The organism is Acinetobacter calcoaceticus DSM 30006 = CIP 81.8 (genome assembly GCF_000368965.1).
Classification (GTDB): Bacteria; Pseudomonadota; Gammaproteobacteria; order Pseudomonadales; family Moraxellaceae; genus Acinetobacter; species Acinetobacter calcoaceticus.
In genome coordinates this window covers 17,113-33,266 of sequence record NZ_KB849784.1, presented here as the reverse complement: position 1 = coordinate 33,266, position 16,154 = coordinate 17,113, and the positions used below count along the sequence as shown (strand labels likewise).

Sequence of the window (16,154 nt, the reverse complement as noted above, 5' to 3'; positions counted from 1 at the left end):
AAAATATATCATAAAGTGGAATTTAATAAAACAAAGGTTTGCTCCCATGTCTAGCTCTAATATCGCGGTTGTATATTTCTCTGGTTATGGCCACACAAAAGTTGTTGCTGAAACGTTTGCAAACGAGATTAATGCTCAGCTCATCCAGATTGATCAGGAGGGGAATATCACTGATCAAGATTGGCAGACATTAAATGATGCGAAGGGGATTGTTTTTGGTGCTCCGACTTATATGGGTACAGCGCCATGGCAGTTTAAAAAGTTCGCTGATGCAACTTCAAAAGTATGGTTTACACGTGGCTGGCAAGATAAAGTATTTGCAGGTTTTACAAACAGCGCGAGCTTAAATGGGGATAAGCAAGTAACTCTTATCCAATTACAAACTTTAGCAGCACAGCATGGTGGGATTTGGGTGAGCCTTGGTTTATTGCCAGCGAATACAAAAACTGCAACACGTGAAGATGTAAACAACTTAGGCGGTTCAGTAGGGCTTTTAGTTCAATCGCCTTCAGATGCAAGTGTGGAAGAAATTCCGACAGGTGATCTGGAAACAGCAAAAGTTTATGCTCAACGTGTACAAAGCATTGTGAATAAAATTTACGGTTAATTTGACCATAAAAAAAGGCGCTTAAAGCGCCTTTTTTATTACTCATGCTCGTTATGTTGCGGAGCATTATATTTGAAGCCTTTAGTTTTATAGGCAAGATAACCTACACCAATTACGGCCCAAGCTAAGCCAATTTGTAAGGCAAGCTTATCAATCTCTAACCACATCATAAACACACTGGCAAAACCAAGCGTTGGTATAACAATATAATTAATGATGTCTTTAAGCGTTTTATTCTTGCCATCTCTTAATGCATAACGAGAAATCACAGAGAAGTTAACAAAACTAAAGGCAGTTAAAGCACCAAAACTAATCAAGTTAACAATATGCTCAAGATCTAAAAAGCCAGCAGATAACGCAACTACACCAACAATAAGAATGTTGTAAGTTGGAGTATGCAATTTTGGACTGATATGACCAAATAATTTCTTATTGATGACCCCATCGCGTCCCATCACATACATTAAACGTGATACACCCGCATGAGCAGAAATACCTGATGCCATCACAGCGACTACAGCAAAATATAAAACCAAAGTTTTAAACATCAAACTACCAATCGCAGCGACCATCACAGGTTGTGATTCATCTAAAGGATTAAAGTAAGTGTTTGGGTTACTTGGGAAATATAATTGGATGAAGTAAGTACTTACAATGAAAATAATCCCTGCAAGTAATGCTGTAGAAAAAATAGCTTTTGGGAGCGTTTTTTCTGCATCTTTTGTTTCTTCAGCAAGAGAAGATAAAGCATCAAAACCAGTAAAAGAGAAGCAGAGTACGGTCGCGCCAGCAATTAAAGAACTGACAGACGTCATATCGTTCCAAAAAGGAGTTAATGACCACAATGCCGCTTTATCTGGATTTAAAGTTCCATCTGCATATACACCTTGAGTAAGTAGAATGTATACCTGATAAACGAAATAAAAAATTACGCCAAGCTGAATAACAACGATCGTACTGTTAAAACGTGCAACGAACCGTGCACCAAATAAGTTAATAACAGTCATTAGGGTTGTTAAACCAATCACCCATAACCAGTTATTTACTTCTGGAAAAAGAGCTCTTAGGTAAATATCTGCCAAGATAATATTAACAAGCGGTGACAGTAGATAGTCTAACCAAGAAGACCAACCCACCATAAAGCCAACATTAGGGTGAATTGATTTTTGAGCATATGTATAGGCTGACCCTGAAGAAGGGTAGCGCTTAATCATATGTCCATAACTGATCGATGTTAATAATATTGCGACTAATGCAAAAATGTAGGAAGTTGGTACATGACCACCACTTCGTTCTGACACTAAACCAAAAGTATCAAATAACGTTAATGGCTGAATGTAAGCTAAACCAATAATAATAATATGCCAAAGCACAAGATTCTTTTGAAGCTTAGCTGTTGGTTTAGTCCCAGATAAATTTGTCAACGGCGTTATCCTCATAATCGTTGATCAAGGATCAGCTTGGTGTTAAGGATCGTTTGAGACGAACGATCCCCCCTACAGAAAAAGATAAAGTGCGCCAATCTATCCTAAATTGATATAAATTGTCAGTACTTTCATCTATTTTTTAGCAAATTTTTTGCCATATATTCCAAATAAAATAATGAATAAAAATTCTTATTCATAAAAAAGGTCTGATTTAATATATAAATCAGACCTTTATGGTGCTTTTTTGAGTTTAACTTATCGAGTTACCAAGCTTTTTCTAAGATATCTCGGATATCTTTTAAGCTTGCTTCTTTCGGGTTGTAAATAATTGAGCCATCATTTAGTGCTTTTTCTGCAACTTCATCAAGCTGTGCTTCAGTGACTTTACCTGTTTCACGTAAAGTGCGTGGTAACTTTGTTAAAGTAAATAGGCGATCACGCATTGCTAAGATAGTCGTAATTGCTCTATCTGCGCGCTGGCTTGCTGGCGTTTGTGCATAAATATCTGCACCAGCGAGTGGCAATAATAACTCACCAATTTTCTGACCATTTACTTGTTTATTATATTCAAGCACATATGGTAAGAATAAATTCATGCATAAACCGTGGGGCAGGTGAGCAACGGCACCTAAAGCATGCCCTAGAGAGTGAACTAGGCCGACCATTGAGTTAGAAAATGCAATACCTGCCATTGTAGAGGCTTGAGCTAGCTCTAAACGGCCTTGAGCATCATTTGGGTTTTCTAAGACATTAAATAGATTTTCACTAATCTTCTTAATTCCCGCACTTGCATAAGCATCGCTCAATGGATTGGCAGCCATACATGTATATGCTTCAACACAATGCGTTAAAGCATCCATACCTGTCATTGCAGTTAAATGAGGAGGCAATGTAAGTGTCATGCGTGGATCTAAAATCGCAGCATGTGGCATTAAGTAATAAGAAGCGAATGCTAATTTAACGTTCTTTTGAGTATCTGAAACAACAGCAACCATCGTTACTTCTGAGCCAGTACCCGAAGTTGTTGGAATCACAAAAAATGGTTTTAATGGTTTCGGTAGATTATGAGCACCTGCATATTGCAATAAGTCATTTCCACCTTCAGACACCAAAATGTTGGTTGCTTTAGAAGTATCTATGACTGAACCGCCCCCTACAGCAATAATCGCATCACATTTGTTTGTGCGATAAGCTTCTGCTGCAAGACGAACAACTTCTAAACTTGAGTCAGGTGGTACATCATCAAAAACATGACCAATGACAGCATCAGTTGTACTAAATGCAGCTTCAATCGGATTTAATAAGCCATTTGCGCGAACACCCTTATCTGTAATGATAAGAGGACGTTTTGCACCTAAAGTCGCAAGCTCAAACGGAATATGTTCTAGCGCAGCATTACCAGCAATGACTTTTACAGGACAAAAAAATTCGTAATATGGTTTGGCCATGTTATGCGCTCCGCTTGAAATAGGACTTGGCTACTTTTAAGTAAATATTTGCAGCCTCGTTGAATTTTTCTTTTAGGGTAAGTTCGGTTGGGTATTCTTTGACTGCTAAGGAAGCAACCAATTTAGGTAAAATAAGAGATTCCATTTTATTTAGGCAGCGTACCAAGCGGATCGCAGCAGATACATCACCATCGGCAATCATTCGGTCATTGGCAAATGCCTGAGCAGTACTTTCTTGAAAAGAAAACACTAAAAAGGCATGAGTGACATGTTTGAATGTAATCGTTAAGTCTGGTTTTTTTTCAGCTCTTTCAAGTAGCTCTAACTGTTTGTCTTCTGTCACTCGAGCAAAAAATGCTGGTCCATTTGGGAAAACATTCATTGAAAGTACAAAGTGAACAGGAAATTTAGATACTTCCTCTTGTATTTCATTGTCCACTTGACTTGCCATGACTAAGCCACGACCAATAACATCCATCATGAGCTTAACGTAGGCAAGTTGCAGAGTCGGCTTTACCGCTTTTGTCGAAATCACTCGCGTATCCCTTGTTAAAATTATGCGAAAGCAAATTTAGAGTAATTACTCTAATCCATTTTTATTTCATCGCAAAGCGATTTATTCATATTTGACTTTAGGGTCATTAAAGTACTCAGTGCTATTAATATACTCAATAAAGTCATGACAAAGTTGACCAAATGATGGATAAGGAGTCACTAAATCTTGTATCCGTACCATTTCTAAGCCTGCATAGCCGCAAGGATTGATTGTTTGGAACCCAGTTAAGGCACAGTCCAGATTGAGTGCTAACCCATGGTAACTACGGCCACGACGAATTTTAAAACCTAAGGAACCAATCTTGCGGCCATCTACATATACTCCAGGTGCATCAGGCTTGGCATAAGCTTCAATTCCATACTTTTTCAAAACATCTATCATAAATTGTTCAGCAAAACTGACCAATGTACGTACGTTCCATTTTAGACGATTAAGATCAAACATGAAGTAAGCGACGAGTTGACCTGGACCATGCCAAGTAACTTGCCCGCCACGATCAGTTTGTACTACAGGAATATTTGATGAAATTAGGATATGTTCTGGTTTGCCAGCTTGACCTTGAGTTAACACATTATGATGTTGAAGTAACCATAGCTCATCAGGCGTATCTTGATCACGCTCGTTTGTTAAGAGCTTCATGGTTTCAAATTTGCTTTGATAATCTTGTAAATCGTTCCATTGCCGAATGATCAAGTTGGGTTTATCAAGGCTCATCACAAAATATTCCTATAAGTTAGTTCATGCGGCGCCAGTTAATATCTGCAAGATAGAAGCCGAAAACCTTGTAATTTTAAAGGATTTTATAAGAGGAATTCTAAATATTTGTATGGTTTTTTCACGGTAGATTGGTTTTAAAATTTCCAAAAAAATACCACAGTAAGAATATCTGACTGTGGTATTGATTGAAGAACTTAAAATTAAAGCGCAGTTCTAATCTGCGGACAAGCAGCCAAGTCAGCATAAAGTGCATGAACTTGTTCCAATTCTTCAAAGCGCAATTGTGCTGTTAAAGAATGGTACTTGCCGGTGCGAGATTCTTGAACTTTTAGTGTTGAGTGGTCGAAGTCTGGAAAATGTTTTACCAAAATATCAACTACAGCAACACGTAATTCTTCACCCGCATCGCCAATAAGTTTAATTGGATAATCCATCGGAAATACCCAAAGATGTTCTTGTAGTTCGCGAGATGGAGTGCGGTCTAACATAAGTTACCTCATGATTTGAAACGCCTGCATCATCGCAGGCGTTTATAGCTCTTTCTATTAAATGGGGCTTGGTTTTGAAATTTCAAGCTTTCAAAACTTAGTCATTTTCAAGGAAAGAACGCAAGTGTTCAGAACGAGAAGGGTGGCGCAATTTACGCAACGCTTTCGCTTCAATCTGACGAATACGTTCACGTGTTACGTCAAACTGCTTACCCACTTCTTCTAGTGTATGATCGGTTGGCATATCAATACCAAAACGCATCTTCAAGACTTTTGCTTCACGTTCAGTTAAGTTTTCAAGTACTTCGCGTGTTGCTTCTTTTAAGCCTTCTGAAGTCGCAGCATCAATTGGAGAAGTGATGTTTTGGTCTTCAATGAAATCACCAAGATGCGAATCTTCATCATCACCAATAGGTGTTTCCATTGAAATTGGTTCTTTGGCAATTTTAAGTACCTTACGAACCTTAACTTCGTCCATTTCTAAACGTTCACCTAATTCTTCAGGTGTCGGTTCACGGCCCATTTCTTGTAACAATTGACGAGATACGCGGTTGATCTTGTTAATCGTTTCAATCATATGCACAGGAATACGGATTGTACGAGCCTGATCGGCAATCGAGCGGGTAATCGCCTGACGAATCCACCAAGTTGCATAAGTCGAGAATTTATAACCACGACGATATTCAAACTTGTCTACTGCTTTCATCAAACCAATGTTCCCTTCTTGAATCAAGTCAAGGAACTGTAAACCACGGTTGGTATATTTTTTCGCAATCGAAATTACCAAACGAAGGTTGGCTTCTACCATTTCTTTCTTAGCGCGGCGTGCTTTCGCTTCGCCAATCGCCATACGCTTAGAAATATCTTTAATTTCAGCAACGCTTAAATTAAGTTCTTTCTCAATATCTGCAATCTTTTGCTGGAATGCTAAAATATCCGGACGAACCTTTTCTAAATGCGCCTTGATCTCAGCAGGAGCTTTAGCAATCTGTTCATCTAACCAAGCTGGATTAGATTCTTGCTTAGGGAAAGATGTACGGAATTGAGTGCGATCCATACGACCACGACGTACTGCATAACGCATAACTTCACGTTCGTTAGCGCGAATTTGCTCATGTGTACCACGAATCATTTCAGAGATGATGTCAAATAAACGTGGTGTAAATTTAAACATCATGAAAACAGTAGCTAACGCTTCTAAAGCATCATCTGCTTCTGGGCTGTTACGGCCATGTTTCTCAATAATAGCTTTTGTTTTAGTCCATGCAGCTTCAAGTTCATTAAAACGAACTTTTGCAACTTCAGGGTCTGGGCCAGACTCACCTTCAGAATCATCGTCACTTTCTGACTCTTCATCTTCTTCATCATCGTCAAGCTTAACTTCTTTTGCTGGTACAGCTGGCGCTTCTTCTTCCTCAAGTTCTGTTTCTTCTTCTAGAACTTCAGGAATATCTTCGTCAGTTTCTGGATCAAGATAGCCAGATAAAATATCGGCAAGGCGACGTTCGCCAGTCAAGAAATCATTATATTCTTTTAATACAACTTCAACAGCATTTGGCCAGTACGCAATTGAATTAAGGACATCACGAATCCCTTCTTCAATACGTTTTGCAATGCTGATTTCACCTTCACGGGTTAACAGTTCAACTGTACCCATTTCACGCATGTACATACGTACAGGGTCTGTCGTACGTCCAGGCTCATTTTCAACCGATGCAAGTACGGCAGCAGCTTCTTCTTCAGCAACTTCATCGGTTGTGTCAGTTGACTCACCGAACATGGTATCGTCAGATTCAGGTGCACGCTCGTGTACAGGAATACCAACGTCTTGAAGCATTTGAATAATGTCTTCAATCTGTTCGCTTTCAGTAATCGAGTCCGGCAGATGATCGTTAACCTCAGCGTAAGTTAAGTAACCTTGTTCTTTGCCTCGGCTAATCAGAGCCGCTACTTGAGAAGTAGGGGAATGCATATCGCTCATCTTTGCTTACTCTTCGTTGAATCTGTGGCAGTGAAAAACCGTGCATGATAGCACAATTTGCTTGAAATATTTTGGATTTGATCGGTAACCGTTAAATAAAAAATATCTTTGAATTCACGTCTGTTTGTTGGATATTGGGCTAAAATCATTTTTTTCAAGCTTAAATCATGGAAAAGATCATAGAATTTTTTCTTGATCACAAAAATAGTTCAGTTTTATAAATACACAATTTTTTGGGTGAAAAAAAGTACAAATATGCAGTTTAATGAAAAAAATATAAATAAAACTTGACATGGTTCTGTAAGAGAGATAAATAGCGCCTAGACCCATTCACATTTTTTCATTAGAGGTAGTTTTAGTGTCTTCTACAGATTTTGAACTAGATGATAACTACGGTGATGATGATGATGTCGGTTTTGATGAGTCATCAGGCAAAATCACTGCGAAAGAATCATTAGAAAAACGTAGATTAATCGATGATCTATTAGCTCAACGCCGTTTAGAGCGTGAGTTGAAAGATTTTGATTATGATTTAGACGATGATGATCTTGATGATGAAGACTAATCAAATCTGAATAGGGCATCGTCAGCTTAAATGCTATGCTATCGTAGATTTCTTTTTTATAGTCAGGTAACACAATGAGTGCGTTAGATTTAGACCAATTAAGTGAATATCTAGATGGAGACCACAATGAGTATGGTTTAGATTTCGCTGCAACTCATGGCTTTCTGTGTGCAATTGCAGTAGGCCCTCAGTTTGACCGTTGGTTAGATGAGCTGTTTGATAATAACCATAAGAAGGTTCCTGCTGAAATTATTCAGCAAATCAAGGCGTGGTTAGAGTCAATTCGACAAGATTTAGCAAATGAAAATGGAATTGCATTTCCATTTGAAGTTGAAGAAGCTGATGTTGAATCTAGCTTAGGTGACTGGAGTGTGGGATTTGTTGATGCAATGTTCTTAAATGAAGATGCATGGTTTGCACCTGAATATGAAGAACAATTAATTGATTTAACTTTACCAATGATGGTATTTAGTGGAATTGATGAAGAAGATCCACAGATGGAATCTTTCCGTCGTAATGGACAGTTAATGGATGAACTGGCAGAAGAAATCCCAGATAATTTGAATGAATTATACTTGATGTATCATACGCCAAATTAAACTTCAAAAATTAAGTAAATAACGTCCTTTCTAGGGCGTTTTTTATTGTGAGAAATTTAATTATATAAAGATAAAAAAGGCACTTAGAAATCTAAATGCCTTCTGAATGCTATTTATATAGTCTTATAAACGTTTGCGTTTTGCAGCCGCAATTTGTGACTGGCGCATACGGAAGCCAGCTTTCTGTTTTTCAGTTGTCTTGTCGATGCAATATACGCAAGAAACCCCATGTTCATAGCTTGGTAAAGCAGACTCTTCTGGAGTCAAAGGCCAACCACAAGCATGACATTTAACATTTACACCTTCTTCAACGCCATGAGTTACAGCAGTCCGGCCATCAAAAACAAAACATTCACCTTCCCATAAACTTTCATCGGCAGGGGTTTCTTCTAAATATTTAAGAATACCGCCTTTAAGGTGATAAACCTCTGTAAATCCTTCTTGAAGAAGTAGAGAGGTTGATTTTTCACAGCGAATACCACCTGTACAAAACATCGCAATTTTTTTATCTTTATGCTGTTCTAATTCTTTTTTAACGTATTCTGGGAATTCGCGGAATGTTTCAGTTTTAGGGTCGATAGCACCCTTGAAAGTACCTGCCTTATATTCATAATCATTACGCGTATCGATTAAAATTACATCATCACGTGCAATTAAATCATTCCATTCTTTTGGAGCAAGGTAGTGGCCCACTAAGTCACGGGGTTTAACTTCAACACCTAAAGTCACAATTTCTTCTTTAAGTTTAATTTTCATTTTACGGAAAGGTTTGTCAGAGCTATGAGATTCCTTATATTCCATAGAGGCAAAACCTTCATTGAGTAAAAATTGATAGAGACTATCAATTGCTACACGGTCGCCGGCAACAGTACCATTAATTCCTTCACCTGCTACAATCAGAGTTCCGCAAAGGTTGATTGTTTTCACTAAGTCTAATAAACGTTGTTGAAGATCGGCAGGATCTTGAACTTCTTTAAATTGATATAGTGCTGCAACAACCCAACCCGCGGTCGCTTGCTGTTCTACAGGTGCAAGCTGTTCTACAGTAGCGTTCATGGAAAACTCCAAATGTATTAAGATAGAAATTTAAGGCGCATATTTTAGCGCGAAAAGTTGTAATAAGCGAGAAAACCATAAAAAGTATATGGTTTATTTAAGGAGTCGGTTTTGAGTAGTGATCATCGAATGCTCTCTCTCACCCCATGTGCAGGGCGTTGTTCAACAGTTTTTGGTGATCAGGTTTGCCGTGGTTGTCGTCGTTTTAACCATGAAGTGATTCAATGGAATACTTATACAGCAGAGCAACGTTTGGCTGTATGGAGGCGTTTAGATGATCAGTTGAATCAAATCCTAGTGCCCATGTTACCTCATGCGAACTTGCAGCATGTAGAAGGATTTATTTTAAGTAAACGTGTTCGGTTAATGGAAGGGGCAAGCAAAGGTCGTAAGCTCTATCACGCTTTAAAAATATGTGAAAAAAATAAGCATCTGGCAACAGAAAGTGGTTTGGGTATTTCAGAGCCTCAAGTCAAAACAATATGGGTTGAATTCGAAAGGCGCGTTTTAGCTTTAGCTAAAGCGAGTTATGAGTTAGCTTGGTTGAGAGCTGATGGAATTAGTCATCACTTATTAAGTGTGTTTGATGAAGAATAAGTTTGTAGATTGAATTGAATATACCTCAATAAAAAAAGCTGCCAGAAGGCAGCTTTTTTATCATTAATTTTCTTTCGAATATTAACGTTTGATATCGCGCTGAGTCGGGCCAGTATAAAGCTGGCGAGGACGACCGATTTTGTAAGGTGCGCTGTGCATTTCTAACCAGTGGCTGATCCAACCTACTGTACGTGCAAGTGCAAAGATTACCGTAAACATTTCTGTAGGGATACCAATCGCTTTAAGGATGATGCCTGAATAGAAATCTACGTTAGGGTAAAGTTTACGTTCAACGAAGTACGGGTCGTTCAATGCAATACGCTCAAGTTCCATAGCAAGCGCTAATTGAGGATCATTGATATTTAATGCTGCAAGAACTTCGTCACAAGTTTGTTTCATGACTTTTGCACGTGGGTCGAAGTTTTTGTAAACACGGTGACCGAAGCCCATGAGTTTAACTTCTTTACGTTTTACTTTTTCCATGAACTCGGCAACGTTTTCTACACTACCGATTTCATCAAGCATTTTAAGTACAGCTTCGTTTGCACCACCGTGAGCAGGCCCCCAAAGTGCAGAAATACCTGAAGAGATACATGCGTATGGATTTGCACCAGTAGAGCCAGCAAGACGTACTGTAGATGTCGAAGCATTTTGTTCGTGATCAGCATGAAGCGTGAAGATACGATCCATTGCGCGAGCAAGAACAGGATTTACTTTGTAATCACGGTCAGCAGGGGTAGCAAACATCATGTGTAAGAAGTTTTCCGCGTAATTTAAGTCATTACGTGGATAGATGAATGGTTGACCTACTGTGTATTTGTAACTCCAAGCAGCAAGTGTTGGAATTTTTGCAATGAGACGAATCGCAGTGATTTCACGGTGATTGATGTCTTCAATGTCAAGATTGTTGTGATAGAACGCAGATAATGCACCAACAACACCAACCATGATTGCCATTGGGTGAGCATCACGACGGAAACCATTGAAGAAACGGCTAACTTGATCGTGAACCATAGTGTGAGCACGAACTTTGGCATCAAATTCTGTTTTTTGTTCAGCGGTTGGAAGCTCGCCATTTAATAGCAAGTAGCAAGTTTCAAGGTAGTCTGCTTGAGTTGCTAACTGATCAATTGGGTAACCGCGGTGTAATAAAATACCTTTGTCACCATCAATGAACGTAATTTTAGACTCGCATGCAGCTGTCGCCATAAAACCAGGATCGAAAGTAAAATGACCTTCTTTCAATATGCTGCTGACATCAATTACATCTGGACCTAAAGTGCCACTGTAGATTGGTAATCCAATTTCTTTGCCATCAAGATGTAATACGGCTTTTTTGCCATTTGCTTCAGACATTCAATAGATCTCCTGTCCTGGTGAATGTTGATCTGACCCGAAATCCTAATGTTCTCATGTGCGAATCAGACGCTGTCAAAATTTGCTATAAGATTAGTGAGTACTGAAATTTTGTCAATTATACTTATGGATAAAAAATGACGATCCCACAGAGGGTTAGTCATCAAGACCCGAGCAAAAAAAGTCAGTAAAATCACTGCATCGGGATCGTATAATAAGTCAATTCAATAAGAACGTGCAGAAAAAAAATGAAGTATGAGTACAATTGTAAGCAAATTTTAAAATTAAGATTAAAAATGACAAGTCGGTAGAAAATGCCAATCCAATTAAAAAAATCATAAAACTCATGGTGTAATTTCAAATTGCTAATCAAAAAAAACTCTATTTTTATTTAGTTGTAACAAAGAATATTGGTGTTTTTTTAAGTTTAATTGTATAAAAAATAGCTAATTGAACTGCATTAAAATAATAAAAACTCTTATTCGCAGTAAAAATTGCTTTCTCAAATGTATTTTAGATTGACTGATTTGGGTGGAATATAAGTACGTTCACTTATTTGAATAGTAGCTTTTATTGAAAATATGATGAGTTACTAACATTTTTCTATTTATATGATGAATTTATAACTTTATCTTTAGTCTAAAACTTACTTATTTAAAAGAAATTTCAGAAAAAATGAAATTAAATAAAAAGTTATTTTAAACAATAACATGGTGAAAATATGTATACCTTTTTAATAGGGTTAATAGGGTGATATCATTGTGAATGATTCTTATTTAATTGTTTTTTGCTTAAATGGGAAAGTGGATTGTTTGTATTTTGATACTTCGCGTTTTATAATTCAGTGTCGTTTATAGGTTAGGCATGAGCTGTGCTTGCCTAACAATGCCAGCTTTCCTTGGAATTAATTCAACAAACTCCGGTCGGAGTTTCTACCTACAGGATGCCCGCTGTGAAAAGCAACAGACCTGTCAATTTGTCCATGGGTCAGGTGTTAGCGGTAAATTTACGCTCACCCGTGGCTATTGCATCAATTTTACACCGTTTATCAGGTGTCATCGTTTTCTTATTAGTACCAGTTCTATTATGGATTTTAGATAAATCATTATCTTCACCAGAAGGATTTGACTACGTTAAAAATGTCGTGTTTGGAAATATCCTTGTACGTTTTATCGTTTGGGTATTTGTAGCCGGCTTATTATTCCACTTTATTGCTGGAGTGAAGCACTTACTTGCAGATTTAGGTTTTGCTGAAGAACTGCAAAGTGGTCGTATTGCAGCGACAATTTCATTGATCTTATCTGTGGTAGCCATTATCGCAGCCTTTGTATGGATTATGTTCTAATGAAAAGTGCTACAGGTTTAACTGGTTCAGGTTCTCGTGATTGGTTTATCCAGCGTGTAAGTGCGGTTGTACTAGCAGCCTATACTGTTGTTCTTTTGGGTTGGATTCTCTGCAAAGGCGGATTTGACTATCAACAATGGGCTGGTTTTATGATGACATTACCAATGAAGATTTTTTCTTTATTGGCAATTTTATCGCTTATCGCACACGCATGGATTGGTATGTGGCAAGTTTTTACTGACTATGTCACTACTCGTCAAATGGGTCCTTCAGCGAAAGGTTTACGCCTTGTACTGACGACGGCTGTCATTATTGCAGTGTTTGTGTACGCAATCTGGGGTATCCAGATTTTCTGGGCGAATTGATAGGAAGACATCATGGGCGCGATAACCCCTAAAGAAGATTATTCAAATATTCAAAACCTCACTTTCGATGCAGTGATCGTTGGTGGTGGTGGTTCAGGTATGCGTGCATCTTACCAACTCGCTCAAGCGGGTTTGAAAGTTGCAGTACTGACTAAAGTTTTCCCGACACGTTCGCACACTGTAGCTGCTCAAGGTGGTATCGGTGCGTCGTTAGGTAATATGCAAGAAGATAACTGGCATTTCCATTTTTACGATACAGTAAAAGGTTCTGACTGGTTAGGTGACCAAGACGCAATTGAATTTATGTGTCGTGAAGCGCCAAAAGTTGTGTATGAACTTGAACACATGGGTATGCCGTTTGACCGTAACGCGGATGGTACAATTTACCAACGTCCGTTCGGTGGTCACTCTGCTAACTATGGTGATAAACCAGTTCCACGTGCTTGTGCAGCTGCGGACCGTACAGGTCATGCATTATTGCACACGCTTTATCAAAGCAACGTGAAAATGGGTACTCAATTCTTCGTTGAGTGGATCGCTCTTGATTTGATCCGTAACGAAGCTGGTGATGTTCTTGGTGTAACAGCGATTGACCAAGAAACTGGTAACATTTCAGTATTCCAAGCAAAAGCGACATTATTTGCTACTGGTGGTGCTGGTCGTGTTTACCGTGCATCAACAAATGCTTATATCAACACTGGTGACGGTCTTGGTATGGCTGCTCGTGCTGGTATTCCATTGCAAGATATGGAGTTCTGGCAATTCCACCCAACGGGTGTTGCGGGCGCTGGTGTATTGTTGACCGAAGGTTGTCGTGGTGAAGGTGCAATCCTTCGTAATAAAGACGGCGAACCGTTCATGGAACGTTATGCACCGACTTTAAAAGACTTGGCTCCACGTGATTTCGTTTCACGTTCTATGGACCAGGAAATTAAAGAAGGTCGTGGTTGTGGTCCAAAAGGTGATTATATCTTACTTGATATGACTCACTTGGGTGCTGAAACAATCATGAAGCGTTTACCATCTGTATTTGAGATTGGTAAAAAATTCGCGAACGTTGATATCACAAAAGAAGCGATTCCTGTAGTACCAACAATCCATTATCAAATGGGTGGTATTCCTACGAATATGCATGGTCAGGTGTGTTTACCTGAAGTGGGTACAGACAACTACACTAAACCTGTAAAAGGTTTCTATGCAATTGGCGAATGTTCTTGTGTATCAGTACATGGTGCAAACCGTTTAGGTACGAACTCACTTCTTGACTTGGTTGTATTTGGTAAAGCTGCTGGTGAGCACATTATCGATTACGTAACTAAGCATCATGGTGATGAATACGCACCACTTCCAACAGATGTATTGGGGCAAACACTAGCTCGTGTACGTAAGTTGGATGACTCAACTTCTGGTGAAAATGCTCAAGAAGTTGCTGATGTAATTCGTGATATCGTTCAAGATCACGCTGGTGTATTCCGTACTCAAGCATTGCTTGATAAGGGTGTAAAAGAGATTCTTGCTCTTGAGCCACGTGTGCGTAATATCCACTTGAAAGATAAATCTAGAGTATTTAACACTGCGCGTGTTGAAGCACTTGAAGTTGAAAACTTGTATGAAGTTGCAAAAGCAACTCTGATTTCAGCTGCTGCGCGTAAAGAGTGTCGTGGTGCGCATACTGTAGTTGATTATGAATTACCAGCTGATCACCCAACTTATTCATACGGTCGCCGTGATGATGAGTGGATGAAACATACGTTATGGTATTCATCAGATAACCGTTTGGAATATAAGCCAGTGCGCTTCAAACCGTTGACTGTTGATGCAATTCCGCCAGCACCACGTACATTCTAATCGGGAGTATAAAGATGAGTAGAGGTACTCGTACATTCGAAATCTACCGCTATGATCCTGATAAGGATAAAGCGCCGTACATGCAAACTTTCAAGCTTGAATTGACTGATAAGCACCGTATGTTGCTTGATGCATTACTTGCATTGAAAGTTCAAGACGAAACGTTAACATTCCGTCGCTCTTGCCGTGAAGGTATTTGTGGTTCGGATGGTGTGAATATCAATGGTAAAAATGGTTTGGCTTGTTTAGAAAACCTGAATGATTTACCAGAGAAAATCGTAATTCGTCCATTACCAGGTTTGCCGGTAGTTAAAGATTTGGTTGTTGATATGAACCAATTCTATGATCAATATGACAAGATTCAGCCATTCTTGATCAATAACCAACCAGCTCCACCTAAAGAGCGTTTACAATCTCCAGAAGAGCGTGAACACTTAAACGGTTTGTATGAATGTATTCTTTGTGCATGTTGTTCAACTTCATGCCCATCATTCTGGTGGAACCCTGACAAGTTCTTGGGTCCTTCAGCATTGTTGAATGCATACCGTTTTATTATTGATTCTCGTGATACTGCTACTGCAGACCGTTTGTCTCGTCTTGACGATCCATTCAGTTTGTTCCGTTGTAAAGGTATCATGAACTGTGTGTCAGTATGTCCTAAAGGTCTAAATCCTACAAAAGCAATCGGTCACATCCGTAATATGCTATTAGATCAAGCGGGTTAATTCTGCACAAATAGAGAGCGCACATCCTTGATGTGCGTTTTTTTTTAACTTTATAATGTAAACTTTAGACTTTGGTCGAAAAAGATGAGGTTTTTATATATTGCACCATATATTAAAAGATAAAATCGCATATGTATTTCGCCAGTTTATAGGTGGTATGTGTCAAAAAAATCAATCGTTCGTTAAGAACATGATACGATTTGCCACAAAGTTATAGGTGAAAAAAGCGTATACTAGTGAAATTAATTTAAGTAGCACGATCTTAGATCTGTGCTTAATTTTTATGGTTAAAGTCATTTTAGAAAAGTTAATTTTAAAGTTAATTTTTCTAAAAAGATTTGCAAAAAATTGCTCGGTTTTAATCGAGTATAAGGTGAGTGATGATGCCATTGAGGGTGTTGTGATTCATTAATTACCTATGGAGTTTCCTCTCTAGGTAGTATGACGCCCCATGGTCTTAAAGACCTGTTGGGT

Annotated in this window: 17 protein-coding genes and 1 pseudogene; 9 read left to right on the top strand and 9 right to left on the bottom strand. The window is 38.7% G+C overall.

From position 1 onward, the window contains the following. The first annotated feature begins 46 nt into the window (after positions 1-46). Entirely contained in the window at positions 47-607 is a 561-nt protein-coding gene (locus tag F936_RS17405) for a flavodoxin family protein (RefSeq protein ID WP_005049860.1), read from the top strand. Between the two features lie 38 nt (positions 608-645). On the opposite strand, the gene F936_RS17400 is transcribed toward F936_RS17405, so the two are convergent. The 6 genes from F936_RS17400 to rpoD all read right to left on the bottom strand — a co-directional run bounded on the left by F936_RS17400 (position 646) and on the right by rpoD (position 7,224). Continuing rightward, entirely contained in the window at positions 646-2,031 is a 1,386-nt protein-coding gene (locus F936_RS17400) for an APC family permease (RefSeq protein ID WP_017389741.1), read from the bottom strand. 266 nt (positions 2,032-2,297) lie between these two features. After that, positions 2,298-3,482 carry an iron-containing alcohol dehydrogenase gene (locus F936_RS17395; protein WP_003655435.1) on the bottom strand — a complete coding sequence of 395 codons (1,185 nt, stop codon included), beginning with the start codon at positions 3,480-3,482 and terminating at the stop codon, positions 2,298-2,300. 1 nt (position 3,483) lies between these two features. Then, positions 3,484-4,017 (bottom strand): hypothetical protein, encoded by a 534-nt coding sequence (locus tag F936_RS17390; protein ID WP_003655436.1) that lies wholly within the window; start codon positions 4,015-4,017, stop codon positions 3,484-3,486. An 81-nt stretch (positions 4,018-4,098) separates the two neighbouring features. After that, complete coding sequence (lipB, locus tag F936_RS17385; RefSeq protein WP_005049857.1) at positions 4,099-4,752, bottom strand: lipoyl(octanoyl) transferase LipB; 654 nt, start codon at positions 4,750-4,752, stop codon at positions 4,099-4,101. A gap of 203 nt (positions 4,753-4,955) precedes the next feature. Continuing rightward, positions 4,956-5,243, bottom strand: a complete 288-nt coding sequence (locus tag F936_RS17380; RefSeq protein WP_002116017.1) for a YbeD family protein — start codon at positions 5,241-5,243, stop codon at positions 4,956-4,958. Positions 5,244-5,340: 97 nt separating this feature from the next. Continuing rightward, positions 5,341-7,224: an RNA polymerase sigma factor RpoD gene (gene rpoD / locus F936_RS17375; protein ID WP_003655440.1), complete on the bottom strand. Its 1,884-nt coding sequence runs from the start codon at positions 7,222-7,224 to the stop codon at positions 5,341-5,343. A 358-nt stretch (positions 7,225-7,582) separates the two neighbouring features. Here rpoD and F936_RS17365 point away from each other — a divergent pair, with 358 nt between their 5' ends. Together F936_RS17365 and F936_RS17360 are read left to right on the top strand one after the other, a co-directional pair. Further along, entirely contained in the window at positions 7,583-7,789 is a 207-nt protein-coding gene (locus F936_RS17365) for a PA3496 family putative envelope integrity protein (protein WP_002116495.1), read from the top strand. Positions 7,790-7,863: 74 nt separating this feature from the next. Further along, positions 7,864-8,388 carry a YecA/YgfB family protein gene (locus F936_RS17360; RefSeq protein WP_003655445.1) on the top strand — a complete coding sequence of 175 codons (525 nt, stop codon included), beginning with the start codon at positions 7,864-7,866 and terminating at the stop codon, positions 8,386-8,388. A 123-nt stretch (positions 8,389-8,511) separates the two neighbouring features. Here the strand turns inward: F936_RS17360 and trhO are convergent, their stop codons facing one another. Beyond that, positions 8,512-9,444, bottom strand: coding sequence for an oxygen-dependent tRNA uridine(34) hydroxylase TrhO (trhO, locus tag F936_RS17355; RefSeq protein ID WP_005049853.1), 933 nt, complete (start codon positions 9,442-9,444; stop codon positions 8,512-8,514). A gap of 111 nt (positions 9,445-9,555) precedes the next feature. Between trhO and F936_RS17350 the strand changes: the two genes are divergently transcribed. Continuing rightward, on the top strand, positions 9,556-10,041 hold the full coding sequence (locus F936_RS17350; RefSeq protein ID WP_003655450.1) for a DUF1289 domain-containing protein: 486 nt from the start codon (positions 9,556-9,558) through the stop codon (positions 10,039-10,041). Positions 10,042-10,122: 81 nt separating this feature from the next. Here F936_RS17350 and gltA read toward each other — a convergent pair whose 3' ends face one another. Together gltA and F936_RS19670 are read right to left on the bottom strand one after the other, a co-directional pair. Beyond that, the gene (gene gltA / locus F936_RS17345) at positions 10,123-11,397 is read right to left on the bottom strand and encodes a citrate synthase (protein ID WP_003655451.1); all 1,275 of its coding nucleotides are present in this window, start codon (positions 11,395-11,397) and stop codon (positions 10,123-10,125) included. A 365-nt stretch (positions 11,398-11,762) separates the two neighbouring features. Beyond that, positions 11,763-11,843: pseudogene (locus tag F936_RS19670) on the bottom strand (hypothetical protein); the annotation flags it as partial. A gap of 497 nt (positions 11,844-12,340) precedes the next feature. Here F936_RS19670 and sdhC point away from each other — a divergent pair. From sdhC to F936_RS17320, 5 genes are all read left to right on the top strand, one after another. Then, the gene (sdhC, locus tag F936_RS17340) at positions 12,341-12,742 is read left to right on the top strand and encodes a succinate dehydrogenase, cytochrome b556 subunit (RefSeq protein ID WP_003655453.1); all 402 of its coding nucleotides are present in this window, start codon (positions 12,341-12,343) and stop codon (positions 12,740-12,742) included. Then, a complete protein-coding gene (gene sdhD / locus F936_RS17335) occupies positions 12,742-13,107 on the top strand; it encodes a succinate dehydrogenase, hydrophobic membrane anchor protein (RefSeq protein ID WP_003655454.1) in 366 nt (121 codons plus the stop codon). The genes sdhC and sdhD overlap by 1 nt, the downstream gene beginning before the upstream one ends. A 12-nt stretch (positions 13,108-13,119) precedes the next feature. Beyond that, positions 13,120-14,955 (top strand): succinate dehydrogenase flavoprotein subunit, encoded by a 1,836-nt coding sequence (gene sdhA, locus F936_RS17330; protein WP_003655456.1) that lies wholly within the window; start codon positions 13,120-13,122, stop codon positions 14,953-14,955. Between the two features lie 14 nt (positions 14,956-14,969). After that, entirely contained in the window at positions 14,970-15,680 is a 711-nt protein-coding gene (locus F936_RS17325; RefSeq protein WP_003655458.1) for a succinate dehydrogenase iron-sulfur subunit, read from the top strand. A gap of 283 nt (positions 15,681-15,963) precedes the next feature. After that, a complete protein-coding gene (locus tag F936_RS17320) occupies positions 15,964-16,092 on the top strand; it encodes a hypothetical protein (protein WP_002116082.1) in 129 nt (42 codons plus the stop codon). The last annotated feature ends 62 nt before the right edge of the window (positions 16,093-16,154 follow it).